General features: G+C 65.6%; 20 protein-coding genes. 17 read left to right on the forward strand and 3 right to left on the reverse strand.

From position 1 onward, the window contains the following. Position 1: 1 nt before the first annotated feature. The gene (cobS, locus tag AC1MH0_RS10120) at positions 2-1,006 is read right to left on the reverse strand and encodes a cobaltochelatase subunit CobS (protein ID WP_056052421.1); all 1,005 of its coding nucleotides are present in this window, start codon (positions 1,004-1,006) and stop codon (positions 2-4) included. Between the two features lie 178 nt (positions 1,007-1,184). Further along, positions 1,185-1,709, reverse strand: a complete 525-nt coding sequence (locus AC1MH0_RS10125; RefSeq protein ID WP_353466056.1) for a J domain-containing protein — start codon at positions 1,707-1,709, stop codon at positions 1,185-1,187. A 122-nt stretch (positions 1,710-1,831) separates the two neighbouring features. Between AC1MH0_RS10125 and AC1MH0_RS10130 the strand changes: the two genes are divergently transcribed. From AC1MH0_RS10130 to AC1MH0_RS10155, 6 genes are all read left to right on the forward strand, one after another. After that, positions 1,832-2,119, forward strand: a complete 288-nt coding sequence (locus AC1MH0_RS10130) for a BolA family protein (RefSeq protein ID WP_093398431.1) — start codon at positions 1,832-1,834, stop codon at positions 2,117-2,119. Then, positions 2,119-2,826 (forward strand): glutathione S-transferase, encoded by a 708-nt coding sequence (locus AC1MH0_RS10135; RefSeq protein ID WP_480962683.1) that lies wholly within the window; start codon positions 2,119-2,121, stop codon positions 2,824-2,826. The genes AC1MH0_RS10130 and AC1MH0_RS10135 overlap by 1 nt, the downstream gene beginning before the upstream one ends. A 138-nt stretch (positions 2,827-2,964) precedes the next feature. Continuing rightward, entirely contained in the window at positions 2,965-3,414 is a 450-nt protein-coding gene (locus AC1MH0_RS10140) for an NUDIX hydrolase (RefSeq protein WP_480962684.1), read from the forward strand. A 4-nt stretch (positions 3,415-3,418) separates the two neighbouring features. Continuing rightward, a complete protein-coding gene (locus tag AC1MH0_RS10145) occupies positions 3,419-4,318 on the forward strand; it encodes a pirin family protein (protein ID WP_133032220.1) in 900 nt (299 codons plus the stop codon). A 230-nt stretch (positions 4,319-4,548) separates the two neighbouring features. Further along, entirely contained in the window at positions 4,549-5,424 is an 876-nt protein-coding gene (locus AC1MH0_RS10150; RefSeq protein WP_480962685.1) for an alpha/beta fold hydrolase, read from the forward strand. 212 nt (positions 5,425-5,636) lie between these two features. Beyond that, the gene (locus tag AC1MH0_RS10155) at positions 5,637-6,116 is read left to right on the forward strand and encodes an RcnB family protein (RefSeq protein ID WP_480962686.1); all 480 of its coding nucleotides are present in this window, start codon (positions 5,637-5,639) and stop codon (positions 6,114-6,116) included. 60 nt (positions 6,117-6,176) lie between these two features. Here AC1MH0_RS10155 and AC1MH0_RS10160 read toward each other — a convergent pair whose 3' ends face one another. Continuing rightward, entirely contained in the window at positions 6,177-7,277 is a 1,101-nt protein-coding gene (locus tag AC1MH0_RS10160) for a DUF2332 domain-containing protein (protein ID WP_480962687.1), read from the reverse strand. Between the two features lie 46 nt (positions 7,278-7,323). Here AC1MH0_RS10160 and hisG point away from each other — a divergent pair, with 46 nt between their 5' ends. From hisG to AC1MH0_RS10215, 11 genes are all read left to right on the forward strand, one after another. After that, positions 7,324-7,989 carry an ATP phosphoribosyltransferase gene (hisG, locus tag AC1MH0_RS10165; protein ID WP_480962688.1) on the forward strand — a complete coding sequence of 222 codons (666 nt, stop codon included), beginning with the start codon at positions 7,324-7,326 and terminating at the stop codon, positions 7,987-7,989. A gap of 130 nt (positions 7,990-8,119) precedes the next feature. After that, positions 8,120-9,415, forward strand: a complete 1,296-nt coding sequence (hisD, locus tag AC1MH0_RS10170; RefSeq protein WP_480962689.1) for a histidinol dehydrogenase — start codon at positions 8,120-8,122, stop codon at positions 9,413-9,415. A gap of 210 nt (positions 9,416-9,625) precedes the next feature. After that, positions 9,626-10,081, forward strand: coding sequence for a transcription antitermination factor NusB (gene nusB / locus AC1MH0_RS10175; RefSeq protein ID WP_480962690.1), 456 nt, complete (start codon positions 9,626-9,628; stop codon positions 10,079-10,081). Between the two features lie 113 nt (positions 10,082-10,194). Then, entirely contained in the window at positions 10,195-11,088 is an 894-nt protein-coding gene (gene thiL, locus AC1MH0_RS10180; protein WP_480962691.1) for a thiamine-phosphate kinase, read from the forward strand. Between the two features lie 91 nt (positions 11,089-11,179). Continuing rightward, positions 11,180-13,336 carry a sodium-translocating pyrophosphatase gene (locus AC1MH0_RS10185; protein ID WP_480962692.1) on the forward strand — a complete coding sequence of 719 codons (2,157 nt, stop codon included), beginning with the start codon at positions 11,180-11,182 and terminating at the stop codon, positions 13,334-13,336. A gap of 400 nt (positions 13,337-13,736) precedes the next feature. Beyond that, a complete protein-coding gene (locus AC1MH0_RS10190; RefSeq protein ID WP_480962693.1) occupies positions 13,737-15,701 on the forward strand; it encodes an alpha/beta hydrolase family protein in 1,965 nt (654 codons plus the stop codon). A gap of 104 nt (positions 15,702-15,805) precedes the next feature. Continuing rightward, positions 15,806-17,290: a DNA-methyltransferase gene (locus AC1MH0_RS10195; RefSeq protein WP_480962694.1), complete on the forward strand. Its 1,485-nt coding sequence runs from the start codon at positions 15,806-15,808 to the stop codon at positions 17,288-17,290. Positions 17,291-17,469: 179 nt separating this feature from the next. Next, positions 17,470-17,688, forward strand: a complete 219-nt coding sequence (infA, locus tag AC1MH0_RS10200; RefSeq protein WP_031441079.1) for a translation initiation factor IF-1 — start codon at positions 17,470-17,472, stop codon at positions 17,686-17,688. A gap of 82 nt (positions 17,689-17,770) precedes the next feature. Further along, complete coding sequence (locus AC1MH0_RS10205) at positions 17,771-18,337, forward strand: Maf family protein (RefSeq protein WP_480962695.1); 567 nt, start codon at positions 17,771-17,773, stop codon at positions 18,335-18,337. Beyond that, positions 18,330-19,289, forward strand: coding sequence for a ribonuclease (locus AC1MH0_RS10210; RefSeq protein ID WP_480962696.1), 960 nt, complete (start codon positions 18,330-18,332; stop codon positions 19,287-19,289). The genes AC1MH0_RS10205 and AC1MH0_RS10210 overlap by 8 nt, the downstream gene beginning before the upstream one ends. Then, complete coding sequence (locus AC1MH0_RS10215) at positions 19,286-19,459, forward strand: DNA gyrase inhibitor YacG (RefSeq protein ID WP_136188694.1); 174 nt, start codon at positions 19,286-19,288, stop codon at positions 19,457-19,459. Before AC1MH0_RS10210 ends, AC1MH0_RS10215 begins: the two co-directional genes overlap by 4 nt. Positions 19,460-19,480 lie beyond the last annotated feature (21 nt).

Below are 19,480 nucleotides of genomic sequence, written 5' to 3' on the forward strand. Positions count from 1 at the left end.
TTTAGGCCTTGCCCACCACGCTCTCAGGCAAGTCCTTGCCGAACACGCGCTGGTAATATTCGGCGACCAGCGGCCGTTCCGCCTCGTCGCACTTGTTGAGGAACGACAGGCGGAACGCGAAGCCGACGTCGCCGAAGATCAGCGCGTTCTGTGCCCAGGTGATCACCGTACGCGGGCTCATCACGGTCGAGATGTCGCCGTTGACGAAGCCCTTGCGCGTCATGTCGGCGACGCGGACCATGTTCTCGACGGTCTTCTTGCCCTCGGGCTTGTCGTATTCGCCCGACTTGGCGAGCACGATCTGCGCCTCGACCTTGGCCGGCAGATAGTTGAGCGTCACGACGATGTTCCAGCGGTCCATCTGGCCCTGGTTGATTTGCTGCGTGCCGTGATACAGCCCGCTCGTATCGCCCAAGCCCACCGTGTTGGCGGTCGCGAACAGGCGGAACCACGGGTTCGGGCGGATCACGCGGTTCTGGTCGAGCAGCGTCAGCTTGCCCTCGGTTTCCAGCACGCGCTGGATCACGAACATCACGTCCGGGCGGCCCGCGTCGTACTCGTCGAACACCAGAGCGGTCGGAGTCTGCAACGCCCACGGCAGCAGGCCTTCGCGGAATTCGGTGATCTGCTGGCCGTCCTTCAGGACGATCGCATCGCGCCCGATCAGGTCGATACGGCTGATATGCGCGTCGAGGTTGATGCGGATGCACGGCCATTTCAGGCGCGCCGCGACCTGCTCGATATGCGTCGACTTGCCGGTGCCGTGATAGCCCTGGACCATCACGCGACGGTTATGTGCGAAACCGGCAAGGACGGCGAGCGTCGTATCGGCATCGAAGACGTAGGCCGGATCGAGATCGGGCACGCGCTCGTCGGCTTCGGAGAATGCCGGCACTTCCATGTCGGAATCGATCCCGAACATCTCACGCACCTTCACCATGCGGTCGGGTGCGTCGAGGATCGTGGTCTCGCGGCTGTCGGGCTGGGTATTCGGGATATCGGTCATGTTGGCCTCGTGTTCCCGGTAGCTCTAGGCCAAGCGCGGGCAGTTACTCAACCGCCGCTGTACGATTGGTCGGGCGATTGACCGGAAGAGTTAGACGAACCTCTCGCCAGCCGTGCGGTTCCGGCGGGAGCGTCGTGAAATATCGATCAGAGTAAGTATGGATCACATTCCCGTTACGTCAGGCAAACGCCGTGGCACCTTTCAGATGCTGGTAGGCCGCGATCACCTTCTGCAATTCGGCTTCATGCGCCCGGTCGCCGCCGTTGCGGTCGGGATGATAGCGGCGGACGAGTTCGCTGTAGCGTTTGCGCAAGGCCGTGCGGTCGGTGTCCGTGCCGAGTCCCAGAACGCGCAACGAGCGCCGCTCGCCGTCGGACAGCACGCGGCCGTCCTTACGCGCCGCCGCCATCCGCTCGCCAAACCGCGCACCGATCGCGTCGATCGGGTCGGCGAAGTCCGCCCATTTCGGCGGGGTATCGCCGCCCCCGTGCGCAAACGCACGCGTTTCGCGTTCCCAACCCGCCATCGGCCGCTGCGCATGGTGGATCTCGTCCGCGGTCATGCCGTCGAAGAAATTATACCCCGAATTGAACGCGCGGACATGTTCCAGGCAGAACCAGCGGAATTGCGGCGGACCGCCGTCGCTCGGACCTTCGAGCGGCGGCGCGCGAAATTCGCCAGGCTCCTCGCAGTCGCGCCACATGCAGACGCGCCCCGTCCCTTCCACGCGGCCGTGAAACCGTGGGCTGGGGCGTTCTTTCCGCTCTTTTCGATCGTCGTCCGCCACCGGCTCCCCGCCCTTCCAAAACGGGCTATATAGGAAGCATGACAGACCTCGCCACCGGCTCCGTACAGGACCAGATCACCGCCCGCCTTACCGCGACACTTGCCCCGACGCAGCTGACCGTCGTCAACGAGAGCGGCCTTCACGCCGGCCATATGGGCGACGACGGCACCGGCGAGACGCATTTCCGCGTCGAGGTAGAAACTCCGCAGTTCGAAGGCCTTAATCGCGTCGCGCGCCAGCGGCTCGTGAACCAGGCGCTCGCCGAACTGTTGAGCACGAAGATTCACGCGCTCGCCATCAAGGCCCGCGCGCCTGGGGAGATTTGATGGCGTACAAGCTCTGGTACTGGCCCTCCCTCCAAGGACGCGGCGAGTTCGTCCGCCTCGCGCTCGAAGGCGCCGAGATCGCGTATGAGGATTGCGCGCGTGGCGTAGGCGAAGAGGGTTTGCTCGCCGATCTGAACGACCGCACCGGACGGACACCGTTCGCGCCGCCGTATCTGGAGCTCGACGGTCTGGTGATCGCGCAGGTCGCCAACATCCTGATGTATCTCGGCGAGCGCCACGGCCTCGCGCCGTCGAACATGGCGGACCGGCTTTGGCTCAACCAGCTCCAGCTGACGATCGCCGACCTCGTCGCGGAGGTCCACAACGTCCATCATCCGGTCGCGATGATGGACTATTACGACGACCAGAAGCCCGAGGCCGCACGTGCCGCCAAGCAGTTCCGCGAGGCGCGGATGCCGAAGTATTTGGGACATTTCGAGGATGCCGCGCAGGCCAATGCGGGCGACTGGCTGATCGATCACAAGTGGAGCTACGCCGATACGTCGCTGTTCCAGGTGATCGAGGGGCTGCGCTACATGTTCCCACAGCGGATGAAGACGCTCGAACCCGACTATCCGAACCTGATCCGCATCCACGATCAGGTCGCGGCGCTTCCCGGCATCAAGGCGTATCTCAAGAGCGACCGCCGCGTTGCCTTCAACACGGACGGCATCTTCCGTGCCTATCCCGAACTGGATGCCGAATGAGTTGCTCACGATCCTCCCCCGCCAGGGGGAGATGGATCGCGCAGCGAGACGGAGGGGGCGGTAAATGCTGACTGGTGTTCCGTGTCCTCCCCCTCCGTCAGGCTATGCCTGCCACCTCCCCCTGGCGGGGGAGGATCGATGAGCGAGCGCACCTCACGCCCGGCCGCACGTATCTTGCTTGTCGACGGCCAAGACCGCGTGCTGATGTTCCGCTTCACCCCGACCGATCGCCCGCCGCTTTGGTGCACGCCCGGCGGCGCAGTCGATCCGGGCGAGAGCTACGCCGCCGCCGCCCGTCGCGAACTGTGGGAGGAAGTCGGCCTCGACATCGACTGCGGTCCCGAAGTCGCGCGCCGCGTCGTCGACTTCCGCACCTTCGAATGTGTGGAGGTGACCGCGGACGAACGCTATTTCCGGATCGATGTCGACACCTGCGACGTGAAGGCGGGCAATCTCACCGAACAGGAGAAGCAACTGCTCGTCGGTCACCGCTGGTTTTCCCGAAACGACATCGCGGGCTTCCACGAAACGCTCTATCCAGCAGACCTGGTCGAACTGCTCGACGCCACGGAACCTGCCAAGGGATAACGCCATGCTCGATGATTTCGTCCTCCAGACCATCCTGCCGTCGACGCACGATCTCGGCGGCTTCAAGGTCCATCGCACGCTGCCGAACAAGGAACGGACGATGGTCGGGCCGTTCCTGTTCTTCGACCAGATGGGCCCGGCGCATCTCGAGGTCGGGCAAGGCATCGACGTGCGCCCGCATCCGCATATCAACCTGTCGACCGTCACCTATCTGTTCGATGGCGCGATCGATCACCGCGATTCGCTCGGCACGCAGGCGCGGATCGAGCCGGGCGCGGTCAACCTGATGACCGCGGGTCACGGCATCGTCCATTCAGAGCGCTCGCCCGGCGACGAGCGTGCCGAAGGGCCGAACCTGTCGGGTATCCAGACCTGGCTGGCGATGCCCGAGGCGGTCGAGGAGATCGACCCGGCGTTCGAGCACGTCACCAAGGCACAGTTGCCGACGATCGAGGCGCACGGCGCACGCTCGCGGATCATCATGGGGAGCCTGTGGGGCCAGACCGCGCCGACCACGACCTATTCGGGGACGATCTACGCCGACATCGCGCTCGATCCCGGCGCGAGCGTGCCGATCGACGCAGCCGCCGAAGAGCGCGCGATCTACCTGGCGATGGGCGAAGCGACGCTGGAAGGCGTGAGCCTCGAACCGCAGGTGCTGTACGTGCTCCGACCCGGCATTTCCGCGACGCTGCGGTCCGCGCATGGCGGCCGCGCGATGCTGTGCGGCGGCGATGCGTTCACGACGCCGCGCCACGTCTGGTGGAACTTCGTCAGCTCGAACCGGGATCGTATCGAACAGGCGAAGCGCGACTGGAATGCGGGGAATTTTCCGAAAGTCCCCGGCGACGAAAAGGAATGGATCGAAATCCCCGCGATCCCGAAGACGGTCAGCTATCCTTGATCTTTCCCCTCCCGCGTGCGGGAGGGGGTAGGGGGTGGGCGCGCGCTGTCGCCGCCCACGCCGTTTGAAACTGGCCGCGAACCCACCCCCGGCCCCTCCCGCAAGCGGGAGGGGAGGAGAAAGCTCATCCTCCCCTCCCGCTTGCGGGAGGGGTCGGGGGAGGGCATGATCCAGGGGCAGCGCGACGGGTAGGCCCTCCCCTAACCCCTCCCGCCAGCGGGAGGGGAATGATGTCGGACCTACAACGCATCGCGTTATCCACGGGCGTCGAACTCGACGTAGCGATCAGCGGCGACCCGGCGAACCCGCCCGTCATCCTCCTCCACGGCTTCCCCGAGTCGCATCGTACGTGGCGCGACATCGCCCCGGACCTCGCCCGCGACCATTACGTGATCGCCCCCGACCAGCGCGGGTTCGCGCGCTCGTCCAAACCCGAGGGCGTCGACAGCTACACACCCGACAAGATCGTCGCCGACCTGATCGCGCTCGCGGATCACCTCGACATCGACCGCTTCACGCTGATCGGCCACGACTGGGGCGGCGCGGTGTCCTGGATGGCTGCGCTGCGCCACCCCGAGCGCATCGCGAAGCTCGTCATCATTAACGCGCCCCACCCGCTCGTCTTCCAGCGGACGATGTTCGACGACCTCGAACAGCGCGCCGCAAGCCAGTATATCCGCGCCTTCCGCAACCCCGATCTCGAAAAGCACATCGAGTCGATCGGGCTCGAAACCTTCTTCGACACCAGTTTCTCGAAGCACGCCGATCTCGCCGCGATGGCCGAGGACAAGGCCGCCTATCTCGATGAATGGGGCCAGCCCGGCGCGATCACCGGCATGCTCAACTGGTACCGCGCGAGCGCGATCGTCGTTCCCGAGATGGACGAGACTCCGCTCCGCCCGGCCTTTCTCGATGCACCGTTTCCGCCGACCGCGATGCCAGTGCTGGTGATCTGGGGAATGAAGGACAGCGCGCTGCTGCCAAGCCAGCTAGACCTTGGCGATTACGTGCCCGACCTCACGATCGAGAAGATCGATGCGGGGCACTTCGTGCCGTGGCAAAAGCCTGACGCGGTGATCGCCGCGATGCGCCGCTGGGGGATTTGACCCTACCGTCGGTCAGTGATGCCCGCCCCTCGGTCAGCGATGTATGTGTCCTTCGCCGGGGGACCGTATCCAGCGGCGCAGGTCCGCGTAGCATTCGACCGAACCTTCGCCACCTGTCTAAATCCTGACCATCACATTCTGCGATCGTTCAGCGCGGCGGGAGCAAAAGCCTGTCCATGCCGTTGATCCGGCGTCGATACAGGAGAGCAATCATGCGTAAGATGATACTTGCGGCCGTAGCTGCCGCCACCCTCGTCCCCACCTTCGCGACCGCGCAGAGCTATGGCGAAGTCCGCCGCGACCAGCGCGAAGTCCGCGAGAGCCGCCGCGATCTTCAGGAAGCGCGCCGCTACGGCGACCGCGGCGATATCCGTGATGCCCGTCGCGAACTGCGCGAGGATCGCCAGGAGCGCCGCGAGGATTGGCGCGACTATCGCCGTACGCACGGCAACCTCTATCGCCGCCCAGCCTATGCCGGCCCGCGCGGCTATCGCTATCGCCCGGTCAGCGTCGGCTACCGGTTCGCGCCCGAATATTACGGCCGCAACTATTGGGTGAACGACTACCAGACCTACCGCCTGTCGCGCCCGGCCTATGGCTATCAGCGCTGGGTCCGCTACGGCCGCGACGTCGTTTTGGTCGACACCCGCTCGGGTCGCGTCGTGCAGGTCAACAACGGCTTCTTCTACTAAAACCTTCTACCAAGTTGTGCGGTCCGGGAGCGATTCTGGGCCGCACTCGTATCGGGCGCCTCAGTCCTTCTCGTACGCTCCACGTCGCATGACATAATCGCGCGTCTCGTACGGCGGCGACAATCCCTCGACCCAGGCGCCATGCGCGTGCGTCAGCGCGACTAGTTCCATTGCCCGCTCCCCCGGCCAGCCACGCACGCGGACCTCATGCCTGTGCAGATCGCGGTTGGGTTCCATCATCACCCAGCCGAGCGGTCGCTCGACCGTCGCACGCGCGCCTGCCGCCTCCATTGCGACCCGGATCCGCTCGCGGGAGGTCGCCGGCAGATACTGCCACACCACCGAATGCATCAGCACGCGCGTGACGCCCTCGGGCTGCGGCTCGGCCAATTGCGCCTCGACCCAGTCCGCCGCATCGCTTTCGACCAGATCGACGCCGCCCGCGCGCACCATGGCGATCGCGGCCGCAAGCCGCGCCTGTCGCTCGACCGCATCGACCCAGACATACGCCTCGAGTCGCGCCGCCGCGACCGGGTCGGCGACGTCGACTGGGTGGATATCGACGCCGCGTGTCGACTTGATCTCCACTGGCGCGCTTGGCGGCGGCGCGCCGCCCCATTCGGGGTGGATCGTCACAGGCGATGTATCCGGCCCGACCGTCACGCCGCCGAGATCGAACCGATAGCGATCGATCAGCAGGTTCAGCCCCGCGCTCGATCCGATCTCCAGCACCTCGAACCGCGGCCCGTACCGCTCGGCCAGATGCAATATGCCGGTCATCATTCCGGCGGACCGCGCAGCCTCGTTGGTCTGCGGCGGTCCGTCGAGCCACGGCAGCAATGCCGCATCGTGCGCGACGAACGTTCCTTTCAACGTCGCCGACACACGCGATGGGTTCGTCTCTGCGCCGGAGAATACCGCAGAAAGCGCCGGATCGAGGCCCGCGCGGTGCAGCGCATGCAGCCCGCCGACCAGCCGCAACGCCAGTGCATCCGCGACCGGCTCGCCCTGCCAGTCGAGCACCCGCCGCCCCGTCTCGCTGTCCCGATCGAGCGCGTCCGCCAGCGCGGTGCAGACACGCGCCGTGATCGGCGCGTCCATCGCGGTGCAATAGCCCGCCTGGATTTCGAACGCCGAGCAACTTGCCTTTACATTTGCCATGCGCAGGTTGTTGCACCCGCCATGCCCCCCCCGTAAAGCCCGGCGCGTGCTAGAGTCCAAGATCATCATCGCCGTCCCCAAGGGACGCATCCTTGCCGAGGCCTTGCCGTTGCTCGCGCGCGCCGGGGTGCATCCCGAAGCGTCGTTCTCGGACGAAAACTCGCGTGCGTTGCGCTTTGCGACCAACGATCCGGCGATCTCGCTGATCCGGGTGCGCGCGTTCGACGTCGCGACCTTCGTTGCGCACGGGGCGGCTCAGTTGGGGATCGTCGGGTCGGACGTGATCGCCGAGTTCGGCTATTCGGAACTGTACGCGCCGGTCGACCTCGGCATCGGGCATTGCCGGCTGTCGGTCGCCGAACCCGCCGAGATGGCGGCGCAGGACGATCCGCGCGGCTGGAGCCACGTCCGCGTCGCGACCAAATACCCGCATGTGACGGCGGCGCATTTCGCGGCCCGCGGCGTGCAGGCGGAGTGCGTGAAGCTCAACGGCGCGATGGAATTGGCGCCGACTTTGGGGCTGGCACCGCGGATCGTCGATCTCGTTTCGTCGGGGCGGACGTTGCTGGAGAATGGGCTGGTCGAGGTCGAGACGATCATGGAGGTCACCAGCCGCCTCGTGGTCAACCGCGCCGCGATGAAAACGCGCAGCCGGGTCGTGCCGTTGGTCGAGGCATTCCGTCGCGCGGTAGAGCAGGAAAGCGCAGCATGAGCGCGCTCCTCTGCCCCCCTTCCCGCATGCGGGAAGGGGCTGGGGGTTGGGCTCGCGCTTCCCTCCAGCTTAACGCCAGTGGTGAGCGCGTGCCCACCCCCAGCCCCTCCCGCATGCGGGAGGGGGGCAAGTGATCCGCCTTTCCACATCCGACGCGGACTTCGCGACCCGCTTCACCGCGTTGGTCGAAGATCGCCGCGAATCCGACGCGGGCGTTACGCAGGACGTCGCCGCGATCATCGCTGCAGTCCGCCGCGACGGTGAAACCGCGCTCCGCGACCTTACGCAGAAGCACGACCGCCACGACCTCGAAGCCACCGGCTGGCAGATCGACGCCGCCGACTGCAAGGCCGCGTTCGACGCGCTCGACCCCGACCTGCGCACAGCGCTCGAACTCGCCGCCACCCGTATCCGCGCGTATCACGAGAAACAACGCCCGCTCGACAGCGACTCGGTCGACTCCGCGGGCGTCAGGCTTGGCGCGCGCTGGCTCCCCGTCGACGCGGCCGGCATCTACGTTCCCGGTGGACGTGCCGCCTACCCCTCGTCGCTGCTGATGAACGCGATCCCCGCCAAGGTCGCGGGCGTTGGCCGTCTCGCGATGGTGACGCCGACACCGGATGGTCAGATCAACCCGCTGGTCCTCGCCGCCGCACATCTCGCGGGCGTCGATGAAGTCTGGCGAGTAGGTGGCGCGCAGGCTGTCGCCGCGCTCGCGTACGGCGCGGGCCGGATCGAGCCGGTCGACGTCATCACGGGCCCCGGCAACGCCTGGGTCGCGGAAGCCAAGCGCCAGGTTTACGGCGTCGTCGGCATCGACATGGTCGCGGGTCCCTCGGAAATCGTCGTCGTGGCGGACGCGCTCAACGACCCCGAATGGACCGCCGCCGACCTGCTCAGCCAGGCCGAGCACGACATTACCACGCAGTCGATCCTGTTCACCGACGACGCCGCCTTCGCGGACAAGGTCGCGGATGCCGTCGACCGCCAGTTACGCGAGCTGGCTACGGAGGCGGTCGCGCGCGTTGCTTGGGAGACCAATGGCGCGATCGTCGTCGTCGACACGCTGGCGGACGCGATCCCGCTGGTCGACCGCCTCGCCGCCGAGCATCTCCAGCTGGCGATCCCCGACCCGCAAGGCTTCTTCGACCACATCCGCCATGCAGGTTCGGTCTTCCTAGGCCGCTACACCCCCGAGGCGATCGGCGATTACGTAGCCGGCCCGAACCACGTCCTCCCAACCGGCCGTCGGGCGCGGTTTGCCAGCGGGTTGTCGGTGCTCGACTTCATGAAGCGCACCAGTTTCTTGGCGTTGGACGAGGCGTCCTTGCGCGAACTCGGCCCTGCAACGGTTGCACTGGCCAACGCCGAGGGACTTCCAGCGCACGCAAAATCAGTGGCGCTGCGGCTGCGGCTCAACAGTTAGATTTGTTCACGCGGAGGCGCGGAGACGCGGAGGTGTCGACCTAGCCGCGTAGCGGCCGTTCAATCATCGGCGGATGAAGAGATCGAAGCGGCTGCGCCGCACGCAACATCTCCGCGCCTCCGCGCCTCCGCGTGAACAAACCTTCTTCCCGGTCCGTCCGAAACGCAAAGGGCTGACACACAGCCCCCCCGCGCCTACAGGCAACCGCTTATGACTCGAACCGCCCCCCGCACCAAGGCGCGTGCCGCCGCTCGCCTCGCCGCCGTCCAGGCGACGTACCAGCACGAGATGGAGGGCACCGCGATGCCCGTCCTGCTCAACGAATTCCACCAGCACCGGCTCGGCGCGACGATCGAAGACGTCGAATATGCCGAGGCAGACGTCGATTTCTTCGACGACCTGGTGAGCGGCGCCAACGCGCGCGCCGGCGAGATCGATGTGCTGATCGAGGGCAAGCTGGCGAAGGGCTGGACGCTCGCGCGCCTCGACAAGCCGATGAAGGCGATCATCCGGGTTGGGACGTATGAGTTGCTGGCGCGCAAGGACGTGCCGGTCGCCGCGGTGATCAGCGAATATGTCGATGTGGCACATGCGTTCTACGACAAGCGCGAGTCGGGGTTCGTGAACGGATTGCTCGACGGTATCGCCAAGGAAGTGCGTGCCTGACGGACTCCCTCTCCCTCTGGGGAGAGGGTCGGGGTGAGGGGCTGCCAAGCAGTATGCCGCCTGGAACAGCCCCTCACCCCAGCCCTCTCCCCGGAGGGGAGAGGGAGCAGAAAGTGACCGAAGCCGAGTTTATTGCCGCTCTCCGCCGGCTCCCGCTGCACCGGGCGGCGCTTGGGCTCACCGACGATACCGCGCTACTCGACGCTGGCCCGCTCGTCGTCACGACCGACACGCTGGTCGAAGGCGTGCATTTCCTGCCGGCCGATCCGGCGGAGGACGTCGCGTGGAAGCTGGTCGCGACCAACCTCTCCGACCTCGCCGCCAAGGGCGCGAACCCCGAGGGGATCCTCCTCAACTACCCGCTCGGCGACGACGCCTGGGACCGCGCGTTTCTCGAAGGCCTTGCCGACGTTCTGACGACGTTCGACACGCGCGTCATCGGTGGCGACACCGTGACGCTGCCCCCCAACGCCCCCCGTGTCCTGACCGTCACCGCCTTCGGTAGCGACGCCGCCGCCCCTGCTCGCAATGGCGCGCGGGAAGGCGATGCGCTCTACGTCACGGGCACGATCGGCGACGCGGGCGCGGGGCTCGCCATCGCACTCGGCAAGCAAGGCCCAGCCGAGCTGCTCGCCGCATATCGTCGCCCACAGCCACAGCTCGCCGATGGACGCATCCTCGGCCCCCACGTTCACGCAATGATGGACGTATCCGACGGGCTGCTCATCGACGCGTCCCGCATGGCGTCAGCCAGCAACCTCGCCGTCAGCATAGACCTCGCCCGCGTCCCCCTCTCGGCCGCTTACCGCACCTTCTCCGGCGACCGGCTCGCCGCAGCCACGGCGGGAGACGACTACCAGCTTCTTTTTGCTGCACCGCAAGATTTCGTAACCGACGCCACGCAAATCGGCGGGTTCTCGACCGGCTCGGGGCTTACGCTTCACGACTGCGGCAAACCCGTCCCGCTCCCGCCAAGTCTAGGCTACGAACACACACCCCGAGGATAACTTGCGCAATGCCCCCGCACTGGTAGGTTCCTTACATCGGGACTCGGCAAAGTCGGGACCGGAGAGGACCTGACAAGAGGGATAGCGCCGTATGACGACCGTCTATTTGGCCATGATCTGCGGCGTCATCGCCGTCCTATATGGTTTCGTCACCAGTCGACAGGTGCTCGCGGCCTCCCCCGGCAACGCAAAGATGCAGGACATCGCCGCCGCCATCCAGGAAGGCGCGAAGGCCTATCTCGGCCGCCAATACACCACGATCGCGATCGTCGGCGTAATCGTCGCGGCGATCCTGTTGTTCACGCTCGGCTATATCTCGACGATCGGCTTCGTCATCGGCGCGGTGCTGTCGGGCGTCGCAGGCTATGTCGGGATGAACATCTCGGTGCGCGCCAACGTGCGGACTGCGGAGGCTGCGCGGACGTCGCTGCAGGCCGGGCTGACGATGGCGTTCCGATCAGGCGCGGTCACCGGCATGCTCGTGGCGGGTCTCGGCCTGCTCGCGATCAGCGCGTTCTTCTGGTACCTGACTGGTCCCGCAGGCCATGCGCCCAACGACCGGATCATCGTCGAGGCGCTGACCGCACTCGCGTTCGGCGCCTCGCTGATTTCGATCTTCGCGCGGTTGGGTGGCGGCATCTTCACCAAGGCGGCGGACGTCGGCGCGGACCTGGTCGGCAAGGTGGAGGCCGGTATCCCCGAGGACGATCCCCGCAATCCCGCGGTCATCGCGGACAACGTCGGCGATAACGTCGGCGACTGCGCGGGCATGGCCGCCGATCTGTTCGAGACCTACGTCGTCACGCTGGGCGTCACGATGATCTCTATCGCGCTGCTGATCCAGGCGAGTGGCGCCGAACTGATGCGGCTGATGACGCTCCCGCTGCTGGTCGGAGGCGTATGCATCGTCACCTCGATCATCGGCACGTACATGGTGCGGCTCGGTGCCGGCAGCATCATGGGCGCTCTCTACAAGGGTTTCTTCACCTCGACGATCCTGTCGATCCCGGCGATCTATCTCGCAACGCAGTACGTGCTCGGCGACCTTCACCGCGTGATCGGCGGCGCGGGCTTCCTCGATCCGACGACGGACGATCTCACCATGCAGGCCGCGCCGTCGCTGACGCAGAGCTTCACCGGCATGGACCTGTTCTGGTCGATGATGATCGGCCTCGTCGTCACCGGGCTGATCGTGTGGATCACCGAATACTACACCGGCACCAACCACCGCCCGGTCCAGTCGATCGCCAAGGCGTCCGAAACCGGCCACGGCACCAACGTCATTCAGGGCCTCGCGATCAGCCTCGAATCGACCGCACTCCCGACGCTCGTCATCGTCGTCGCGGTGATCGTGGCTTACCAGCTTGCCGGGATCATCGGCATCGCATTTGCGGCAACGGCGATGCTCGCCCAGGCCGGGATGGTCGTCGCACTCGACGCCTACGGCCCCGTCACCGACAATGCGGGCGGTATCGCCGAGATGGCCGGGCTGCCGGACGACGTTCGCCAGCGGACCGATGCGCTCGACGCGGTTGGGAACACCACGAAGGCAGTGACGAAGGGCTATGCGATCGGCTCGGCGGGCCTTGCCGCGCTCGTATTGTTCGGTGCGTACACCACCGATCTCGCGACATATTTCCCGGACGTCACGGTCGATTTCAGCCTCAGCAACCCGTACGTGATCGTCGGTCTGCTGCTGGGAGCATTGCTACCGTACCTGTTCGGCGCATTCGGGATGACCGCGGTCGGTCGTGCGGCGGGCGCCGTGGTGGAGGAAGTCCGCGAGCAGTTCCGCAACAACCCCGGCATCATGCTCGGCACCAGCCGCCCCGACTACGCACGGACGGTCGACCTCGTCACCAAGGCCGCGATCCGCGAGATGATCGTACCCTCGCTGCTGCCGGTGCTATCGCCACTCGCGGTGTACTTCGTCATCACCGCGGTCGCCGGCCAGGCCGCTGGCTTCGCCTCGCTCGGCGCGATGTTGCTGGGCGTGATCGTCTCCGGGCTGTTCGTCGCGATCTCGATGACGAGCGGCGGCGGCGCGTGGGACAACGCCAAGAAGTACATCGAGGACGGCAATCACGGCGGCAAGGGGTCGGAGGCGCACAAGGCCGCAATCACCGGCGACACCGTGGGCGATCCCTACAAGGACACCGCCGGTCCCGCTGTGAACCCGATGATCAAGATCACCAACATCGTCGCGCTGCTCTTGCTTGCAGCACTGGCCGGCGGGGGAGTCGGGTGATCCGACCATAGTTCGGTCGACATTCGATGCAGTCGGCGGATCGATTCGCCGTCGTGCATGACGGTCCCAGCATTCTTGGACCGTCGGAAGCGATAGTATCTGGTCGGCAGAATGGTGGCTCGGCAAACTGTGGCCGGTGATGCTAACCTGACCAAAAACGCCTGTTCCCCCGCGAAGGCGAGACCCAGACTGGGCTTCCGCCTTGGCGGGGGAACAAGGCGACGACAGTGATCGCTTCGGCAGCGCGTACACGCCGAAACGCAACAAGGTGCCGAGCAAGCCAAAGGGAAGGCGCAACCCCGGGGCACAGCCTTCCCTTCAAGCCGCCTCTTGTGCAGGCGACCGAACGCGATACTAACGGCAAACGGTCGTTGGGGAACGGCCGTGGGGGAGACTATCGATGGCGTGGCCGATGACGTGGCGTATGGGTTTGCTGGCCGGTGCAATACCGGCGATCGTCGCGGCACAGGCCGTACCAACGCCCGCCTCGACGCCAAAGACCACCACGGGGTCATCAGCCCCTGTCCCTGTCGAGACCTTCGCCAAGCTCCCCGGAATCGTTAATCCGAAGCTTTCACCCGACGGTACGCGCATTGCCGCGAAGATGGCGATCGATGGCGTGCAGGTGCTTGTCGTCGCACCGCTGTTCCCGGGTGGAAAACTCGCCGCGATCAAGGTCGGCGCGACGGTCGACATCAACTGGTGGCGCTGGGTTGGCGACGACTGGCTGGCAGTCGGCGTGGGCTCGCAAGACATGCTGTACGGCGAGGAAATCTACGTCACGCGCACGCTGGGCGTCAAAGCCGACATGAGCAAGGTCAACCGGATCGACTGGACCCACTCCGGCGTCCGGGCCGACGAAATCCTTTGGGTGGCGCACGACGGAACGCCGCGCGTCCTATTGTCGCGCCAGACCGGGATCGAAAGCGAAAGCCAATGGTATCCGCAGGTTTCCGAGGTCGATCTATCGACCGGCAAGACCAGGACCGTAGCGGGCAGCCAAGCGGATGTGTTCGACTGGTATGCTGACGGCGCGGGCATCGTCCGAATGGGCTATCGCTACGACGACGACACGCGAAAGAGCTCGCTGCTGTACCGAAATACCAATCGCGATCCGTTCAAGGTCATCGCCTCGACCCGCGGCAAGCAGGATATTGTTATTCCCGTGACCTTCCGCGCGGACGGCACGGCGATCGCGACCGACGCTTCGGGCGGGCGGGACGAGGTGTTCGAGGTGACGCTGCCCGACCTTAAGCTCGGCAAGAAGCTGTACGGTGCGGATGGCTACGACGTCGATGGCGTGATCGAGAACGCGAGTGGCGACGATATCGACGGCGTCACCGTCACCGATCGCTTCGGCCATACCGTCTGGCTGAACCCGAAGCTGAAGGAAATCCAGGACGCAGTCGACAAGGCGGTTGGCGAACGCCGCGCGCGCATCGTTTCCTGGGATCGCACACGGTCGAAATTTCTGGTGCAGGTCGGATCGCCATCGCAGGCGGGTGCGCTGTATTTCTACGATCCTGCGAACGGATCGATGCAGCGCTATTCGTGGCAGAACAACGACCTGAAGGCGCGGACATTGTCGCCGGTATCGACGATCCGGTACAAGGCGCGCGACGGCGTCGAGATCGAGGCCCTGCTGACGCTGCCGCGCGGACACAGTCCGAAGAACCTGCCGTTGATCGTGTTGCCGCACGGCGGCCCGTTCGCGCGCGATTCGGAAGATTGGGACTGGTGGACCCAGTATCTGGCGGAGACGGGCTATGCCGTCGTCCAGCCCAATTATCGCGGTTCTTCCGGCTATGGCACCAGTTTCGCAAAGCTCGGCGAGGGACAATGGGGCCTCAAGATGCAGGACGATCTTGACGATGCGATCGCGCATCTGGCCAAGCAGGGCATCGCCGATTCGAAGCGGGTCTGCATGGCCGGGGCCTCATACGGTGGCTATGCGGCGATGCGCGCGGCACAGCGCAACGGCTCGGGCGATGCGGCACTGTATCGTTGCGCGATTTCCTATGCTGGCGTGTCCGATCTGCAGGCGATGCAGCGCTACGACGGTAAGTTCCTGTACGGAAAGACCCGCGGAGACTGGCTGAAGAAGCAGGCGCCCGATTACCGCAGCGTTTCGCCACGGTTCGGCGCCGGGACTTTTTCGATCCCGATCCTCCTGATGCACGGCAAGGAGGACAAGCGAGTCCCCGTCAAGCAATCGCGGATGCTGGCCGCGGCGCTGAAGGAGGCGGGCAAGCCGTACGAGTATATCGAACAGCCGCTCGGCGATCATCATTTCACTCGTGGCGAGGACCGGCTCGAGTTCCTGAAGGCAATGGGTGCGTTCCTGGCAAAGTATAATCCAGCGTAGCGCAAGGATAAGCCACAGAAAAATACTCTGCAACGGAGCAGACTCGCCGACTACGGATGCATCTTGCTTGGACGAATGCGAATTTGTCCTCGCATTCTCCACCGATGCGCAACCGGCCAGAGAATCACCTGTTCTACGGCGACAATCTCGCCGTCCTCCGCAAGGAGATCCCCGACGAGAGCGTCGACCTGATCTATCTCGATCCGCCGTTCAACTCGAACGCCAATTACGGCATCCTGTTCAAGGAACCCGACGGCAAGTCTTCGAACGCACAGATCGAGGCGTTCGAGGATACCTGGCATTGGAACGAGACCGCCGAGGACGCTTTCGACCAGGTGGCGCGGAGCGGTAGCACCAAGGCGTTCGACCTGCTGAACGCGATGCGCGGGTTTCTCGGCGACAACGACATGATGGCGTATCTGGCGATGATGGCGGTTCGCCTGCTGGAGTTGCACCGCGTCTTGAAACCGACCGGCAGCCTGTACCTCCACTGCGATCCGACCGCGAGCCATTACCTGAAGCTGCTGCTCGACGCGATCTTTGGCAAGCGCCAGATCGCGAACGAGATCATCTGGTGCTACCGGCGCTACACTGCGGCCAGCAACCGGTTCCAGCGGCTTCACGACACATTGCTGTTCTACGGCAAGACCGACCAGCGGCGTTTCAACGACATACGCATCCCGTATGGCGAAACCTCGGGCAAGAAGGATTCGCATTACCGGCAAGGCGAGGACGGACGCTGGTTTCGCTGGCAGAAGCGCAAGGATGCCGAGCCGTATCGCATCTATCTCGCCGACGGTGTCCGGCTCGGCGACTGGTGGGATATTCCGATCATCAATGCCTCGTCCAAGGAACGCCTAGGGTATCCGACACAAAAGCCCTCCGCGCTGCTCGAACGGATCATCGCCGCCTCGTCTAACGAAGGCGACGTCGTTCTCGACCCGTTCTGCGGCTGCGGCACCGCAGTGCATGCTGCGGAAAAGCTCAAACGCCAGTGGATCGGGATCGACATCACGCATCTCGCCATCTCGCTGATCGAGAAGCGGATGAACGATGCGTTTCCCGGCGTCGCCTTCACCGTCGAGGGCACGCCCAAGGACCTCGCCTCCGCCTACGACCTGGCGTTGCGCGACAAATATCAGTTCCAGTGGTGGGCAGTCTCGATGGTCGACGCACTACCGTTCGGCGGCAGGAAGAAAGGCGCGGACGGCGGGATCGACGGGCTGATCTATTTTAACGACCACGACCCCGTGACGGGCAAGATGGTGACGCACCGCGCGATCGTGTCGGTTAAGGGTGGGCTGAACCCCGACAACGCGATGGTAGAGACGCTGGCCGCGACGATCGCCCGCGAGAAGGCGCTGATCGGCATCCTCATCATGAACGCCAAGCCCACCCGCGAGATGGAACGCCGCGCCGCCGCGGTGGGCATCTACCGCGCTGGCGTGGACGAAGCATTTCCCAAACTGCAGATCCTGACGCTCGCCGACCTGTTCCAGGGCAAGCGACCGCGCATCCCCAATGTCGACCGCGCCGCTTTCCGCCGCGCGGTGCGCGAGGCGACGGTGCACCAGCCGAACCTCCTGTGACGACACCGCTCCGCCGCCCTCGGCCGGTACCCTTGCCCATTGCGCGCCGACCGCCGATATAGAGGTCAAGCAAGCGGGTTCGGGCATCACGTCCGTGTCGCCCTCGGCCGTGCTTTCCTTTTTCGCGAACCTGCGGTAAGGGCGCTCGTCCCGAAATTCCCCCAATTCAGAGATTATATTTGGCCAAGGAAGAACTGCTCGAGATGCGCGGCCGCGTGGTGGAACTCCTCCCCAACGCGATGTTCCGGGTTCAGCTCGAAAACGACCACGAGATTCTCGGTCACACCGCCGGCAAGATGCGCAAGAACCGCATCCGCGTGCTGGTCGGCGACGAGGTGCTGTGCGAACTCACGCCGTACGATCTGACCAAGGGTCGCATCACCTACCGCTTCAAATAAGCCCGTGGGTGTCTCGGCGCCCACTGCCTTACATCAAGACGTGGGCGTTCCGGCGCCCGCCGCTTTTCAAGACGAGGCACCTGTGCTGGTCCTAGCCTCTTCCTCGCCCCGCCGCCGCGATCTGCTCGCGCGGCTCGGCGTCGTGCCGTCGCGCGTGGAATCCCCCGACATCGACGAGAGCCCGCGCAAGGCCGAGCTGCCGCGCGCCTACGCGCTTCGCCTCGCAGTCGAGAAGGCGAGTGCGGTTGCTCGCGCGGAGGGCGAGATCGTCCTCGCTGGCGACACCACGATCGCGCTTGGCAGCCGTATCCTGCCGCCCGCCGACACGCTCGAGATCCAGCGCGACCTACTCGGCAAGCTGTCGGGTCGGCGTCATCATTGCCTGTCCGCGGTCTGCGTGATCGACGCGACCGGCAAGGTGCGGACGCGGATCGCCGACACGATCGTCGCGTTCAAGCCGCTCTCGCCTGCCGAAATCGACGACTATCTCGCGTGCGGGGAAGGGCTCGGCAAGGCTGGCGGCTATGCGATACAGGGCCGCGCGGAAGCGTTCGTCCGCTTCCTGTCGGGGAGCCATTCAGGCGTTGTCGGTTTGCCGCTGTTCGAAACGCGCGCGCTACTGAAGACCGCTGGCGTCGCGCTTGCCTGATACGGGGCCTGCATGGCTCTACGAAGGCGGCATCGGCGAGGCGCGCGCCGCGCTGGTGGACGATGACCAGATTGTCGAAGCCGCGATCGAACTCGACACTGACGCACTGAAGGTCGGCCTCGTCGCCCGCGCGCGTCTCGTCGAACTGCTGCCGGGCCGTCGTGGTCGTGTCGCGCTCGATGGCGGTGAGGCGCTGATCAACCATCTCCCCCCCGGCATCACACAGGGGGCGAGCCTCACGGTAGAGATCGTTCGCGAGGCGCTGCCCGAAGCGGGCCGTGCGAAGCTGGCCAAGGCCGTTCCCAGCGACCGGCCGCCCTGCCCCGCCCCGACGCTGTACGAGCGCCTCGTGGCGACCGGCTTGCCCGTCCGCAGCCCGCGTGCCCACAAACCCGATGCGCTGGAGGCAGCGGGTTGGTCCGAACTCCTCGACGAGGCTGTGAGCGGCGAGATCGTGTTCCCCCTCGGCGCGCTCCGGCTATCGCCAACGCCGGCGATGACTCTGTTCGACGTCGACGGCGCACCGCCGCTCGATACGCTCGCAGTTGCCGCCGCCCATGCCGTGGCGCGCGCGATCCGCCGACATGGCATCGGCGGCTCGATCGGGATCGATTTCCCGACGATCGCCGGCAAAGCGCAGCGCAACGCCGTCGCGTTGGCGATAGACGAATCCCTGCCGCAGCCGTTCGAGCGCACCGCGATGAACGGGTTTGGCTTCCTCCAGATCGTCCGGCCAAGACCTCGCGCGTCGATCCCCGAGATTCTCCGCGCCGATCCGGTCGGTGCAACGGCCCGCGCGGTGCTCCGCACGCTCGAACGCACCCCGCCGACTGCCTCACGCCGCCACACCCTGCCGGCAGCCGTCCATGCACGTCTGATGACGCGCCCGGATTGGCTCGCGGAACTCGCGCGCCGTACGGGCGTCGTCCACGAACTGGAGAGCGCCCGATGACAAGCGTCAAATGCCCGATCTGCGACCAGCCCGCAGTTGCCGAGTACAAGCCGTTCTGCTCAAGCCGTCACCGCGACCGCGACCTGTTGCAGTGGCTCGGCGAAGGCTATCGCATTCCCGGCCGATCAATTGCGCAAACGGGGCTGGACAGCGCCGAAGACCCCGACTAAACGCGCCCTTCCGATCGCAAG

Source organism: Sphingomonas sp. AP28 (assembly GCF_056680455.1).